This is a genomic window from Acidaminococcus fermentans (genome assembly GCF_009696675.1).
Lineage (GTDB): Bacteria > Bacillota > Negativicutes > Acidaminococcales > Acidaminococcaceae > Acidaminococcus.
In genome coordinates, this window is record NZ_VULN01000004.1 from 69,914 (window position 1) to 83,324 (window position 13,411).

14 protein-coding genes, 1 tRNA gene and 1 other annotated feature are annotated in these 13,411 nt (G+C 57.5%); of the genes, 5 read left to right on the forward strand and 10 right to left on the reverse strand.

Going from position 1 to position 13,411, the window contains the following annotated elements:
• Positions 1-46 precede the first annotated feature (46 nt).
• From FX155_RS03675 to FX155_RS03685, 3 genes are all read right to left on the reverse strand, one after another.
• Positions 47-134 (reverse strand) — tRNA-Ser (locus tag FX155_RS03675).
• 23 nt (positions 135-157) lie between these two features.
• Positions 158-637, reverse strand: coding sequence for a tRNA adenosine(34) deaminase TadA (gene tadA / locus FX155_RS03680; RefSeq protein WP_154487811.1), 480 nt, complete (start codon positions 635-637; stop codon positions 158-160).
• A gap of 63 nt (positions 638-700) precedes the next feature.
• Entirely contained in the window at positions 701-1,624 is a 924-nt protein-coding gene (locus FX155_RS03685; protein WP_154487812.1) for a homoserine O-succinyltransferase, read from the reverse strand.
• 42 nt (positions 1,625-1,666) lie between these two features.
• Positions 1,667-1,897 (reverse strand) — a binding site (T-box leader).
• 128 nt (positions 1,898-2,025) lie between these two features.
• Here FX155_RS03685 and FX155_RS03690 point away from each other — a divergent pair.
• Together FX155_RS03690 and FX155_RS03695 are read left to right on the forward strand one after the other, a co-directional pair.
• The gene (locus tag FX155_RS03690; RefSeq protein WP_022487449.1) at positions 2,026-2,688 is read left to right on the forward strand and encodes a Crp/Fnr family transcriptional regulator; all 663 of its coding nucleotides are present in this window, start codon (positions 2,026-2,028) and stop codon (positions 2,686-2,688) included.
• Between the two features lie 82 nt (positions 2,689-2,770).
• The gene (locus tag FX155_RS03695) at positions 2,771-3,439 is read left to right on the forward strand and encodes a uracil-DNA glycosylase family protein (RefSeq protein ID WP_154487813.1); all 669 of its coding nucleotides are present in this window, start codon (positions 2,771-2,773) and stop codon (positions 3,437-3,439) included.
• Between the two features lie 9 nt (positions 3,440-3,448).
• Here the strand turns inward: FX155_RS03695 and FX155_RS03700 are convergent, their stop codons facing one another.
• Entirely contained in the window at positions 3,449-4,531 is a 1,083-nt protein-coding gene (locus tag FX155_RS03700) for a metallophosphoesterase (RefSeq protein WP_154487814.1), read from the reverse strand.
• Between the two features lie 15 nt (positions 4,532-4,546).
• A complete protein-coding gene (locus tag FX155_RS03705; RefSeq protein ID WP_154487815.1) occupies positions 4,547-4,939 on the reverse strand; it encodes a fluoride efflux transporter FluC in 393 nt (130 codons plus the stop codon).
• Between the two features lie 266 nt (positions 4,940-5,205).
• Between FX155_RS03705 and rlmD the strand changes: the two genes are divergently transcribed.
• Positions 5,206-6,582: a 23S rRNA (uracil(1939)-C(5))-methyltransferase RlmD gene (rlmD, locus tag FX155_RS03710; protein WP_154487816.1), complete on the forward strand. Its 1,377-nt coding sequence runs from the start codon at positions 5,206-5,208 to the stop codon at positions 6,580-6,582.
• A 107-nt stretch (positions 6,583-6,689) separates the two neighbouring features.
• Positions 6,690-8,252, forward strand: a complete 1,563-nt coding sequence (locus FX155_RS03715) for a nitrite/sulfite reductase (protein ID WP_154487817.1) — start codon at positions 6,690-6,692, stop codon at positions 8,250-8,252.
• A 48-nt stretch (positions 8,253-8,300) separates the two neighbouring features.
• Here the strand turns inward: FX155_RS03715 and FX155_RS03720 are convergent, their stop codons facing one another.
• From FX155_RS03720 to FX155_RS03735, 4 genes are all read right to left on the reverse strand, one after another.
• The gene (locus FX155_RS03720) at positions 8,301-9,242 is read right to left on the reverse strand and encodes an alpha/beta hydrolase (RefSeq protein ID WP_154487818.1); all 942 of its coding nucleotides are present in this window, start codon (positions 9,240-9,242) and stop codon (positions 8,301-8,303) included.
• 131 nt (positions 9,243-9,373) lie between these two features.
• Positions 9,374-10,294 carry an AEC family transporter gene (locus tag FX155_RS03725; RefSeq protein WP_154487819.1) on the reverse strand — a complete coding sequence of 307 codons (921 nt, stop codon included), beginning with the start codon at positions 10,292-10,294 and terminating at the stop codon, positions 9,374-9,376.
• 12 nt (positions 10,295-10,306) lie between these two features.
• Entirely contained in the window at positions 10,307-11,137 is an 831-nt protein-coding gene (locus FX155_RS03730; protein ID WP_022487456.1) for an oxidoreductase, read from the reverse strand.
• A 16-nt stretch (positions 11,138-11,153) separates the two neighbouring features.
• Entirely contained in the window at positions 11,154-11,729 is a 576-nt protein-coding gene (locus FX155_RS03735) for a GNAT family N-acetyltransferase (RefSeq protein ID WP_022487457.1), read from the reverse strand.
• Between the two features lie 173 nt (positions 11,730-11,902).
• Here FX155_RS03735 and FX155_RS03740 point away from each other — a divergent pair, with 173 nt between their 5' ends.
• Complete coding sequence (locus tag FX155_RS03740) at positions 11,903-12,733, forward strand: 4Fe-4S binding protein (RefSeq protein WP_022487458.1); 831 nt, start codon at positions 11,903-11,905, stop codon at positions 12,731-12,733.
• A 74-nt stretch (positions 12,734-12,807) separates the two neighbouring features.
• Here the strand turns inward: FX155_RS03740 and FX155_RS03745 are convergent, their stop codons facing one another.
• Positions 12,808-13,338, reverse strand: a complete 531-nt coding sequence (locus tag FX155_RS03745) for a nitroreductase (protein WP_022487459.1) — start codon at positions 13,336-13,338, stop codon at positions 12,808-12,810.
• Positions 13,339-13,411 lie beyond the last annotated feature (73 nt).

Consider the following 13,411-nt stretch of genomic DNA (forward strand, 5'->3'; position numbering starts at 1 on the left):
TTTATACAGTAAAAAAGGGCTGCTGCACGAGCAGCAGCCCCATGGCTGGCGGATGGAGAGGGATTCGAACCCTCGGTACCTTGCGGTACACTTGATTTCGAGTCAAGCACCTTCGACCACTCGGACACCCATCCATGAGAGTTTTATTATACCATACTTACCGCCGTGCTTTCAAAAAATCCTGCAAAATTTTCCGGCACTCCTCTTCCAGCACCCCGGCGGTCACCTGGGTCCGGAAATTCAGGGAAGGATGGGCAGGCAGGTTGAACTGGGAGCCGCAGGCTCCGGCGGCACTGTCCCAGGCCCCGTACACCAGCCGGCCCACCCGGGCATTCCAGATGGCCCCGGCGCACATGGGACAGGGTTCCAGGGTCACATAGAGCGCAGTGTCGCTGAGCCGCCAGCGGCCCAGCTGCCGGCAGGCTTCCCGGAGCACCAGCACTTCCGCGTGGGCAGTGGCGTCCCGGTCCTGCTCCCGGCGGTTGTGGTTCCGGGCCAGCACCTGGCCCTCCCGGACCAGCACAGCCCCCACGGGGATTTCCCCCTCCCGGGCTGCCTGCCGGGCTTCCTCCAGGGCCATTTCCATGAAATGAACATCGGTCTGTCCGGCAAGCGAGTTCTTGGTAATCTGAGCCATCTTGTTTTTTCTCCTTTTCCAAAGATCCACTGGGGCGGCAGGCGGACCGTGCAGCAAACCCTCCTACTCCCTCTTGGTCAGCTTGTGCAGATCGTAAGGAGTATCCTGGTACACCACGTTCAGCCAGTTCAGGTAGAACAGATGGGCGTAGCTGCACCATTTGAACAGAGGCTCCTGGGTGGTATCGTCCGTGGGATAGTAGTGTTTGGGCAGGGAAGGATTCAGGCCCTTTTCCCGGTCCCGGACGTATTCATCCCGGAGGGTCATCCGGTCATATTCAAAATGGCCCATGACAAAGATCCGGCGCATGTCTTCCGTGGCACAGATGTTGATGCCGTTTTCCACGCTGCGGCTGAGCACCTGGAGGTCCGGATTGCTGTACACCTTGGCGTCATCCACGGTGGTGTACCGGGACTGGGGAATGAAATACCGGTCGTCAAAGCCCCGGAGCAGCGGATGGTTCCGGACCGTGAGCCCATAGGGATAGATGCCGCAGAGCTTCTGGGGGAACATGATCTTCGGCACATCATAATAATAGTACAGGCCGGCCTGGGCACCCCAACAGTAATGGAGCACGGAATACACATGGGTCCGGGCCCATTCCAGGTATTCCTCGATTTCTCCCCAGTATTCCACATCCTCGAATTCAAGTTTTTCCACAGGAGCCCCGGTGACGATGAGCCCATCGTAATACCGGTCCTGTACATCTCTGAATTCCAGGTAGGCGGATTCCAGGTAGGAATTGTCCGTATGGGTCCCCACCCGGCTTACCGGCCGGCAGAAATCGATTTCCAGCTGGAGGGGGGAATTCCCCAAAAGCCGGAGCAGCTGCACTTCCGTGGGCTTCTTCAAAGGCATCAGGTTCAGGATCAGAATCTTCAAAGGACGGATGTCCTGAGTCAGGGCCCGTTCGTTGTCGATGGTGATGATATTTTCTTCACGCAGCTTTTCCTTGGCGGAAAGATGGCTGTCGATTTTGATTGGCATGGAAATCACTCCTTCTTCATGAATAAAAAAAGCTTCCGCCCCTGCAGGGACGAAAGCATCGTGGTACCACCCGGCTTCGCCTGGTTGCCCAGGCCTCTCGAGCACACGCAAGGCGGATGCTCCAGTGCTGTAACGGGCACCCCCGGATGACCTACTGCCGTTCAATCATCTGCTCCAAGGCCATGTTCCCCTTCTCCGCCGCTCTTCCTTTCACCCAAATGGAAGCTCTCTGTGCCGGCCTGCAAAGGGTACTCTTCTTTTCATTGCAGGTTTGTCTATCAAATTGCTTTCAATTTAGCACAGAAAACCCGGTTCGTCAAGAGGTTTCCCCCTTGCAATCTTCTCCTTTTGGCCGTATACTGGAGACAGATTTAATGTTGTTAAAACAACGGAGGAAAACTATGGATACGGAATTTCTGGCCAAAACGGCTTTGTTCAAAAATGTTCCCCCGGAAGAGATCCAGGTCCGGATACACTGTCTGGGAGGTGTAGTCCGCTCCTACGACAAGGGAACCTACATCCATTACGCCGGGGATGTGGTCCACACGGTAAGCATGGTACTGAAAGGAAGGGTCATCATCGAAAACGACGACCTGTGGGGCAACCGGAACCTGCTGGGGCAGATGGGCCCCGGGGAGTTGTTTGCAGAAGCCTATGCCTGCGCGGAAAACGAACCCCTGCTGATCAATGTGCTGGCGGTGGAGCCCACCACCGTGCTGATGATGGACCTGTCCAAGGTGTTCCACACCTGTTCCCGGAGCTGTCCCCAGCACCAGCAGATCAGCGACAACCTGCTCCACATCCTGGCCCGGAAGAACCTGTCCCTGGCCCGGCGGATCCTCCACACCTCCTCCAAATCCATCCGGGGGAGGGTGCTGTCCTACCTGTCCTTTTTGGCAGCCCAGCAGAAGCGGAAGATCATCACCGTCCCCTTCAACCGGCAGCAGATGGCGGATTATCTGAGTGTGGACCGGAGTGCCCTCAGCAACGAACTGAGCAAGATGCAGAAGGAAGGCCTCCTGGAATACCACAAGGAAAGCTTCAAGCTGCTGAAAGAAGAATGAGGGCTGTCAATAGTCAATTGTCAATGGCCGTTGGAAGCCGGCTTTCAGCCGGTTCTGAATGATATAAAGGAGTAAGGTTGCTATGGAGCAAATGGAACTTACAGGAAAGATTCTGCCGGGGATCCCGGTGGAGGAGCATCCTTTTCCACCTTTCCTGCCGGAGGGAGCCAAAGTGCTGATCCTGGGGACCTTTCCCCCGGCAGCGGAAAAGCGGGCCATGGATTTCTACTATCCCAATTTCCAGAACGACATCTGGCGGATCATGGGAATGATATATTTCAAAGACCCGGACCATTTCCGGAAAGGGACGAAAAAAGCCTTTGACCCGGAAGCCATCAAAGCCTTCCTGACCCGGACGGGCATCGCCCTGGGGCCCACGGTGCTCCGGGCCCAGCGGCAGAAAGGCAATGCCTCGGACAAATTCCTCCATGTGGTGGAAGAAGCCTCCCTGGCTGCCATGGTCCGGCAGATCCCGGACTGCCGCCATCTGATCACCACCGGAGAAAAGGCTACGGAAATCCTCCTTGGCCAGTGCACCGATCCTCCCAAACTGCCCCGGACCGGCACCACCCTGCCCATTACCCTGGACGGACGGGAACTGCTTCTTTCCCGGCTCCCCTCCACTTCCCGGGCCTATCCCATGAAGCTGGAAAAGAAAGCGGAGATGTATGGGGCGGTGCTGCTTGAAGCAGCACCGCCCGTCAGCTGTCAACGGACAACGGTCAGCGGCCAAAGGAAAAAAGCAGATTGAGCCTGCCGCTCAATCTGCTTTTTTGATGTCAACAACGACGATTTCCGGTTTTGGGCCCGTCCTCACCGGGACGCCCCAGAGGCCGTAGCCACTGGAGACTGTGGCCAGCATCCCCTCCACCATTTCTGATCCGTAATCCAGTAAGTACATTTTCCGGGTGATCAGCCGGTTGGGAGCTATCTGGCCTGCATGGGTATGGCCGGCAAAATACAGATTGTATCCTTTAACCGCCGCTTCCGGGATCCTTCGGGGTTCATGTTCCATGAACACGTTGAACTTCCCGGGTTCCGGATGATAGTCCGCCCGCCGGTTTCCAAACAGGTAATCGTCCATCCCCGTCAGGTTCAGCCAGGGATTCACCATCCGGTTTTCATCCACGGCAAACCGGACGCCTTCCTCTTCCAGGAATTCCCGTTCCACAGCTCCGGAACCCAGCCGTTTGTCATGGTTGCCAAACACCGCATAGACCCCGTCGGTACTCCGCAGCTTCCGGAACGTGCCCAGGCTCCCTTCCTGGAGCACAAAGGGCAGGTCCCCGTCCACCATATCCCCGCCCAGAAGGACCAGATCCGGCTTTTGCTCATTGATCCTCCGGACCAGAGTTTCCCCATAGGAGGTGCCGAAAAGGCCGCCGAAATGGAGATCGGACACAAACACGATCCGATAGGGGCCAGGGATGTTTTTATCCGTGGCATATTCCAGCTTCCGGACCACCGGGTGGAGGGCCTGCCAGCAACCCACAGCCACCAGGAGCACCGTCCCTGCAAAAAGCACCTGGGCTGCCCGGGACGCCAGAAACGGCCAGTGCCTCAGTTTCCCCACAAGGAAAGCCACCAGGAACAAAGCCATCCCCAGCACGGAATAGTACAGGAAGCCCATCCACAGGCCCCCGGCCCAGGCCAGGAACCGCAAAAGGGGCCGGGGCACCGCATTCAGATACACATTGCTGAACACAAAACACAAAGGCAGTACCCAAAAAGGCACCAGGGTCCACCAGGACCGCAAAAAAGAGAGCCCCGCCCGGTACATGGCCCAGATGGCCGTGGAGCCACCCAGTCCCACCAGCAGCAGGGTCACAAAGAAGGATTTCACGAGAACATCATCCCTTTACAACAGCGTTTTTCCTGCCCAGAAGGCCACACTGGCCGCCAGAAGGCCCAGGGTGTTCTGGAGCAGCAGGTACAGGAACCCGGTTACATGTTCCCCATGGAGGAAGAAATGGAGCCCTTCCTTGATAAAGGAAGAAAAGGCCGTAAAACCGCCGATGAACCCCCAGTACAGCAGCATGGCCCATCGGGGATGGGGAAGTTTCGTATACAGGAAGGCGGCAAAAAAGCCTACCAGGATGCACCCGAAAGTATTCACGAAGACCATTTCCCAGGGAAAATGATTGCTCCAAACTCCCTTCAGGGCCCCAGCCACCAGGTATCTGGCCACCGATCCCAGGGCGCCGCCCAAAGCCACATAGACAAGCAGCAATGCATCTTCTTTCCACATCATAAACTTCTCCCCCTCAATAAAAACAACAGTAAGATCACGCCTCCCTGCTGCACCCTTTTTCCCCAATTTGAAAAAACGGGCGCTGAATCCAAGCCCAGCGTCCTTCTATAATAATATGATAGTAAAAACCGTTTATTTTGTCAATTCATTTGGAAATGGTTCAAAATAATTTCCAAACTTCCTTTTTCCATTCTTTCCTTCCCTTTACCGACTTTTCAGCCGGAAACATTGCACCGGAACGGGGACAACGGTATAATGACAGTATTATGAAAGAAAACAAATTACCCTTCAAAATCAAAGAGAACATCGAACTGACCATTACCGGTCTGGGCAGCTCCGGAGAAGGGGTGGGCAAAGTCAGCGGCTTTACCTTCTTCGTCCCTGGAGCCCTGCCGGGAGAGCGGATCCAGGCCCAGGTGACCCTGCTGAAGAAAAGCTACGGCCAGGCCCGGCTGCTGAAGCTGCTGGTGCCCTCCCCGGACCGGGTGAAGCCCCCCTGTCCTGTCTACGCCCAGTGCGGCGGCTGCCAGCTCCAGCACCTGTCCTATCCGGCCCAGCTGGCCCTGAAACGCCAGACGGTGGTGGACGCCATGGAACGGATCGGCCATTTTTCCAAACTCTGCGTCCAGGAAACCCTGGGAGCGGAGGACCCCTGGCATTACCGGAATAAAATGCAGGTACCGGCTGCCCAGGGACGGAACCACACCCTGGCCATTGGCTGCTACGCCCAGGGCACCCACCGGGTCATTGATGTGAAAGACTGTCTGATCCAGCAGCAGACCAACAACAAAATCGTCCAGGTGGTCCGGGCCTGGATGGAAAAATTCCGGATCCCGGCTCTGGAAGAAGATGCCCGGCGGGGCATTGTCCGGCACATTATGGGCCGGGTGGGAGTCCGTACCGGGGAAGTAATGGCCGTGCTGGTGACCAACGAACCCCAGGTCCCCCATCTGAAGGATCTGACGGCCATGCTCCGGCAGGAAATCCCCGGCTTCACCACTCTGGTCCAGAACCTGAACACCCGTCATACCAATGTGATCATGGGCCCCAAAAACAAAGTGATCTGGGGGCCGGGCGTAATCCATGACCGGCTGGGAAAATTCACCTTTGCCATTTCTCCCCATTCCTTCTTCCAGGTGAACACCCTCCAGGCGGAAAAGCTCTATGAAACAGCCCTCCAGTACGCGTCCCTTACAGGAAAGGAGAAGGTCATCGACGCCTACTGCGGCACCGGCACCATTACCTTGTTCCTGGCCCAGAAAGCTCAGCGGGCCCTGGGAATCGAAATCGTGGCTCCGGCCATCCGGGATGCCAGGCAGAATGCCCGGGACAACCAGGTGACTAATGCAGAGTTCCTGTGCGGAGATGCGGCCAAAGAAATGCCCGAACTGGTCCGCCAGGGCAGCCGCCCCGATGTGGTGGTGCTGGATCCTCCCCGGGCCGGCTGTGAACAGCGGGTGCTGGACGCCATTGCCAAAGTCCGTCCCCAGCGGGTGGTGTATGTTTCCTGCAACCCGGCCTCCCTGGCCCGGGATGCGGCCATTCTCCGGGACAAAGGCTTCGTGGTCCGGAAAGTCCAGCCCGTGGACATGTTCCCCCATACCAGCCATGTGGAGACCGTGTGTCTGCTGACCCTGCGGTAGGAGGGGCTGCTGCTTATATCACACTATTGCACTATGAATTAGGATGTGTTATTCTTTTTCTATTCCATCCATCCGGATTTACAAGCACACAAAGGAGGAATCCGTCCATGACGCAGATTTCTGAAACTGCCAAAGAGAAGATCCGAAGCCAGTTCCCGGTCTTCCAGGAAGCCGCACGGGCTTTCTATGCCAAAGAGCTGGCTCCCGGAAAATATAAAGGAACTTCCGGCAAATTCGGTTCCTATGGAGAACGGGGCGCGAGCAGCAGCATGCTCCGGCTGCGCTTCTCCGGCGGCACCATCGACCAGACACATATGGCCTTTCTGGCCCAGGCCATTGACAAATACCATGTTTCCCTGGCCCATTTCACCACCGGGGAAGCCCTCCAGTTCCATCATCTCCAGGAACAGGAAGTGCTGGGCCTGTACCAGGACTGCTTCGACCAGGGAATCTACTGTGCGGGAGCCGGCGGGGACAACCCCCGGAACATCACCGCCAGCCCGCTCCACGGGGTGGAAAAGGGAGAACCCTTTGACATGACCCCGGCCATCCGGGCTGCTTCCAACTTTGTGATCAGCCAGATCCCGGAACTGAAACTGCCCCGGAAATACAAGGTGAGCTTCTCCAACGGCATCGACAATGAAGGCCATGCCACTTTCAAGGACCTGGGCTTTGTAGCCCGTCCCGGCGGCACTTTCGATGTCTATGCCGGCGGAGGCTTCGGAGTCAACGGCAGCCGGTTCGGCGTGCTCATCGACACCCAGGTGGATCCCCATGACCTGTCCTGGTACATTCTGGGGTATGCCCGGGACGTGTATATGAAATACGGGGACTATGAACACCGGGGGACCGCCCGTTCCCGCTTCATCCTGACCAAAATGGGCGAAGGACCCTTCCGGAAGGCGGTCCGGGAGGCAGTGGCCCGGTGCCGGGAAGAAGGGATCCCCCGTCTGGAACTGGAAACCATCCCTCCCCTGACCAAATCCGGGAAAGACGATTCCGTCCTGGCCGATCCCCGGATCCGCAGCCAGAAACAGGAAGGGCTGTACTATGTGGAATACAAGCCCCTGGGCGGAGTACCGGACATCCAGGTGTTCCGGCAGCTGCTGGGAGAAGCTTCTCAGATGGAAGGCGCCCAGCTGCGGCTCAACGCGGACGAAACCTGCTACATCATCAACCTGACGGCGGAAGAAGCCCGGCAGGTGGCGGCCCTGACAGAAAAGGACACCGCCCACACCCTCTTTGAACATTCCGTCAGCTGCATCGGCGCAGCTGTATGCCAGCAGGGCCTGTGTGATTCTCATGGGACCCTGGCCCGGATTGCCTCCTTCCTGAAGGAAAAGGGCGTGGATACCCGGTATCTGCCCAAATGCCACTTCTCCGGCTGCCCTTCCACCTGCACTGTCCAATCCCTGGCGGCGCTGGGCTTCCGGGGGGCCTTCACCCTGGTGAACGGGGAACGGGCCAGTGCCTTCCAGGTGTACGCGGGAGGCAGCTACGCCTACGGAAAGGAAAAGATCAGCGAGCCTCTGGGCCTGATTGCCACCGCCCGGCTGCCCCAGTTCTTCCTGGACCTGAACCAGACTCTCCTGGAAGCCGGCCAGCCCTTCACCCAGTGGTATCCGGACCATGAAGAGGCGTTCCTGGAACTGTTGAAGAAATACGCGTAAAAAATGGGCTGTGAAAAAATGAAGAATCATTTTTTCACAGCCCATTTTTTACAAGCTCTCCAAAAAGCTCCCCACCGCCTGGGCATATCCTTCCGGATTGTCCACGATTTCGTTGGCGTGGCCGGATCCTTCGAAATAGACCAGCTTTTTATGGGGACTGGTGCACCGGTCCATCAGTTCTTCCGCAATGTGAGGGGGAATCAGCCGGTCCACATCTCCGTGTAGGAACAGTACCGGAGCGGTCATCCGCTGGACGCAGGAAGCCGGGTCCACATCCCGGAGGGTCTTCCGGGTATGGTAGTACATGGAAGCCTGGAAAAAGGGATCCAGCACTTCCATGCCGGTAAGGATCCGCTGGTCCTCCGTATAGTTCATGAGCTTTTCCCGGCCCAGTTCCAGTACATTGCCATAGGAACTGTCTGCCACGTAGAAAGCCATGTCCCGGCCCTGAGGGGTGCCGGCATAGATCAGGCTCATGGCGGCACCCAGGGAAATGCCGTGGAACCCGATGGATACCTGAGGATCCTGCTGCCGGAGCAGAGCCACCCAGCTGTCCATGTCTTCCGGATCGTGGATTCCCCAGTCATTGGTATTGCCGCCGCTTTCCCCATGGCCCCGGATATCCGGCATCAGCACATTGTATCCCCGGGCCAGGTAAATCCGGGCATAGGGAACGCACATGGTCCGATTCTGGTACAGACCGTGGAGCAGAATGACGGTTTTATGGCCTCCTGAAGGGCTTTCAATGTAGGTTCCCTGGAGCCGGGTACCGTCCTTGGAGGTGACGGCCACCCGTTCCCAGCCGTATTTCCGTTCCAGCCCATGGATCATGTCCAGGTCATTCCGATGGTTCTCGATGGCCAGCAGTTTGTCCCAGGGCTGGGTGAACAGCTGGGTGTACGCGGCATTCCCGGCATAGAATCCGGCTCCCAGCAGGAGCAGCAGGGTCAGGAACACCAGATATTTGATGAAATTCCAAAGGAAACGCATACCTTCTTCGCCTTTCTGTGATGCATAGAATACTGACTATACATCATAATCCCAAGATGCAGAATAAATAAGGCAGAAAAGAGGCAAAAGGATGAACAAAGGTGCTGTTGCGCATGCAACAGCACCTTGTCTCACGGCTCCGGCAGCACCATGCACCAGAACAGGATGGTGAACATACTGAGCAGCGTGGACAGTACCGTCAGCTTGGTGGCAAAGGGGGCGTCGCTGCCATACCGGGCGGCGAAAATGGCGGTAGTGGCTCCGGCAGGCATGCCGGTCATGAGGACCGCGATCCCGGTGGCCACCGGATCCAGCTCCAGTGCGGCACTGACTCCCCAGGCCAGCCCGGGCAGCAGGATCAGCCGCAGGATGCTGTAGAGGATGCTGTCCCGGTTGAAAATGGTCAAAAGCGGCACATCCGCCAGGATGGTCCCCACGATGAACATGGTAATGGCCGCATTGCAGCCCCCGATGTACCGGATGGTCATGTCCAGAAAAGCCGGAGGCCGCCACTGGGTCAGGATCAATACGATCCCGATGTACACAGCGATCAGACAGGGATGGGTCAGGACCTTTTTCAGCACTTCCTTCCGGCTTTCCTGCCGGGCCATGAAATATCCGGTGCCCACGGACCACATGACCAGCCGCAGAGGGATCAGGAACACAGAGGCATAGAACAGCCCCAGGTCCCCATAGACCCCTTCCGCCACCGGATAGCCCAGAAAGCCGCTGTTGGACACCAGGGTGCCGTACTGGAGCACCTTTTTCCGGGTATCCGGATACCGGTTGAACAGGAAATGGTTCAGGATCATGAAGAGCACCTGGAGCACAGCCCCTGCCCCCAGGATCCGGCCGCAGGTCAGGAAGATATTTCCTTCAAAGGGCATGAGACAGGATTTGATGATGTTGCAGGGAATGATCACATAGACGCACACATCGGTGAGACACCGTTTCCCCGGTTCATCCACAATATTCTTTTTCCGCAGGTACAGACCAATGAGAATCAGCAGGAAGAGAGACAGCTGGAGATTCCCCAGTCGATAAATATCCATGGCACCGCCTCCCTAGGACAGTTTTTTCATGACCCACCGGGCCGCCATGTCATACAGTCCGGTAGGCAGCAGGGTATGGGCCAAAAGCAGCAGCCAGGCACCCTTGCCGCACAGATACCGGGCCTGGGGCTGGGAGGCGTTGGCCGCCAGGAAAATGGTTTTGGCCACATCCTGGGGGGTGTTCAGCCACTTTTGGTCGTAGAGCCGATGGAGTCCCCGGGCCATTTTCTCTCCCCAGGCCCTGCAGGCTCCCTGCCGGGACACCTCTGCCAGATGGTCAGCGGCAATGTGGCCCCAGGCCGTCCGCACCAGCCCCGGTTCCACAATGCTCACCTGGATTCCCTGGCCGGCGGTTTCCATCCGCAGGGCATCACTGAGGGCTTCCAGAGCATATTTGCTGGCATGATACCAGCCCCCGAAAGGTCCTGTGACCCGTCCGGCAATGGACGAAACCATGATCACCCGTCCCTGGTGCTGCCGGCGGAAAAGCGGCAGCACCATCCGGGTGAGCCGGATGGCCCCGAACACGTTCACTTCCATCTGATGCCGGGCCTCCGCCAGGGGCACGTCCTCCACCGCTCCATAGGATCCGTAGCCGGCATTGTTGATCAGGATGTCCAGGGTCCCGTGCTGGTTCAGGATCTGCTGGAGGGCGTTCTGGCAGGAATAGTCTTTGGTCACGTCCAGCACCAGGGGGATGACCCCGTATTTGGACAGTTCCTGGAGTTTGTCCAGGCGCCGGGCTGCCCCGTACACCACATGGCCGGTCCGGGCCATAAGGATGGCGGTTTCCCGGCCGATGCCGCTGCTGGCCCCGGTGACCAGCACCACCTGCTGTTCCATGGTTCCCCCTCCCTTTCTATTCCCCGGCCTGGACTTCCGGATAGGGCCGGACAGCCGGCTGGTTCTTCCCGTGTTCCCCGATGTTCTTCCCCATCCAGATCATATGGTACCAGCGGTTGAACTTGTAGCCGCAGTTTTTGAAGAGCCCCACCGGTTCAAACCCCAGATGGGCATGGAACTGGGCGCTGTTGAAGTCCAGGTATTCGTCCGGCTGTTCCGGATAGCCGATACAGGCGTACACATCCAGGATCCCCATTTTTTTCAGGGCTTCCAGAAGGGCGCCGTAGAGTTTCTTTCCCAGTCCCTTTTTCCGAAGATGGCAGTCCACATAGATGCTCAGTTCCGCGGACCAGTCATAGGCCGGACGGCCCACAAAGGGTCCGGCATAGGCGTACCCCAGCACCCGGCCATCCTCCACCGCCACAAAATAGGGATAGCGTTCCTGGGTATGGGCGATCCGCCGCCGGAATTCCTCCACACTGGGCACCTGGTATTCAAAGGTGATCACCGTGCTTTCCACATAGGGTGCATAAACAGAACGGATGGCCGCTGCGTCCTCCGCCGTGGCCTCCCGGATCATCAGTTCACTCATGGGTATTCCCCCTGTCTTTGGTAGGTTTGCTGTTTTTATTATAGGCCATTTCCGGGACCGGTAGCAAATTTTTTGAAAGGAAGGCCCTGGCACTGGCTTTTCTCCTGAAAATAAGGTATGATAAAAAGAAAATCCATTGGCTGAAAATTCAGTTCTTTAGGGAGGTCTTGTTCTTGATTACCCATATTGCCGCCATTTCTTTTAGTCCCACCGGTCAGACGGAAGCCCTGGTCCGGGAATTCGGGGAACAGCTGGCCCGCCGTTTCCATGCAGAAGGGGTCACCCTGTCCCATCATTCCTTCACCCTGCCCCAGGATCAGCAGACTCTCCATACCTTCGGTCCCGCCACCCTGGTGATCTTCGGGATGCCCACCTATGCCGGCCGGATTCCCAACAAGGCCCTGCCCTTTGTCCAGCAGCTGTTTTCCGGAGATCCGGAAAACAAGACCCCGGCTGTGGCCCTGGTGACCTTCGGCAACCGGAGTTACGACAGCTCTCTGACGGAACTTCGGGATGAACTGGAAAAGAAGGATTTCCGGGTGTTCGCTGCCGGTGCCTTTGCCGCTCCCCACGCCTTTGCCGCCATCGGCCGGGATCATCCCACGGTTCAGGACAAAGAAAAATTCCAGGAACTGCTGGACCGGGTGGAAGGAAAACTCCGGAGCGGAGAGCCTCTGGAAAGAGTGAGCATCAACGGAGACGCCCCGGTGGCCCCCTACTACATCCCTCTGGGAGAAGACGGCCAGCCTGCCAAGTTCCTGAAAGCCAAGCCCCAAACGGACCTGACCAAATGCGATCACTGCGGCAAATGCGCCCAGGTGTGTCCCATGGGGTCCATCAATCCGGAAAACACCGATGAAGTCCCCGGCATCTGCATCAAATGTCAGGCCTGCATCAAATACTGTCCCAAAGGGGCCAAATATTTCGACGATCCCCGCTTTCTCTCCCACAAAGCCATGCTGGAGAAGAATTACCAGAGGACGGCGGAATCGGAAGTATTTTAAAAGGGGTGCTGCTGACGCAGCACCCCTTTTGTCGCGACCCGCGACCGGAGCATATTGCCTCTGCAATATGCTCCTTATTTCATCCAATACACCCGATGTTCCTTCCGCAGGGGAGCGATGGGGATATCTCCCTTTACATAGCCCACTGCGCAGTGGCCGATGCCTTCCCATTCGCCGGTGATACCCAGGGTTTTCAGCAGGGCTTTGCCTTCCGGCCGTTCGAATTCTTCCTTGGCCCGATGGATCCAGCAGCTGCCCAGGCCCAGAGAATGGGCGGCCAGCATCAGATTCCCCATGACCAGGGACCCGTCATACACTTCCGTGGGCTTCGTCTTGTCCGCCAGTACGATGAGCACGGCCGGTGCCCCGTAAAAAGGATCGAAATCCGGAGCCCAGCCGCCGATTTCACAGTTCAGCCGGCTCAGCCGCTTCACCATGGCCGGGTTGGTAATGGCCAGGATGATGGTATCCTGGCTGCCTCTGCCACTGGGGGCATAGAGTCCTGCCTTGATGATTTCCTGAAGATCGGTTTCCGGCACCGGGTCCGGTTTGAAACTGCGGATGCTCCTGCGGAGCTGCATGGCTTCCAGTACTTCGTTGTTCATGGTATCCTCTCCTTTTCCAGTTATCTGCTGTCATGATACCATATCCCCCGGCCCTCGCACCGGTTCTTCCCGA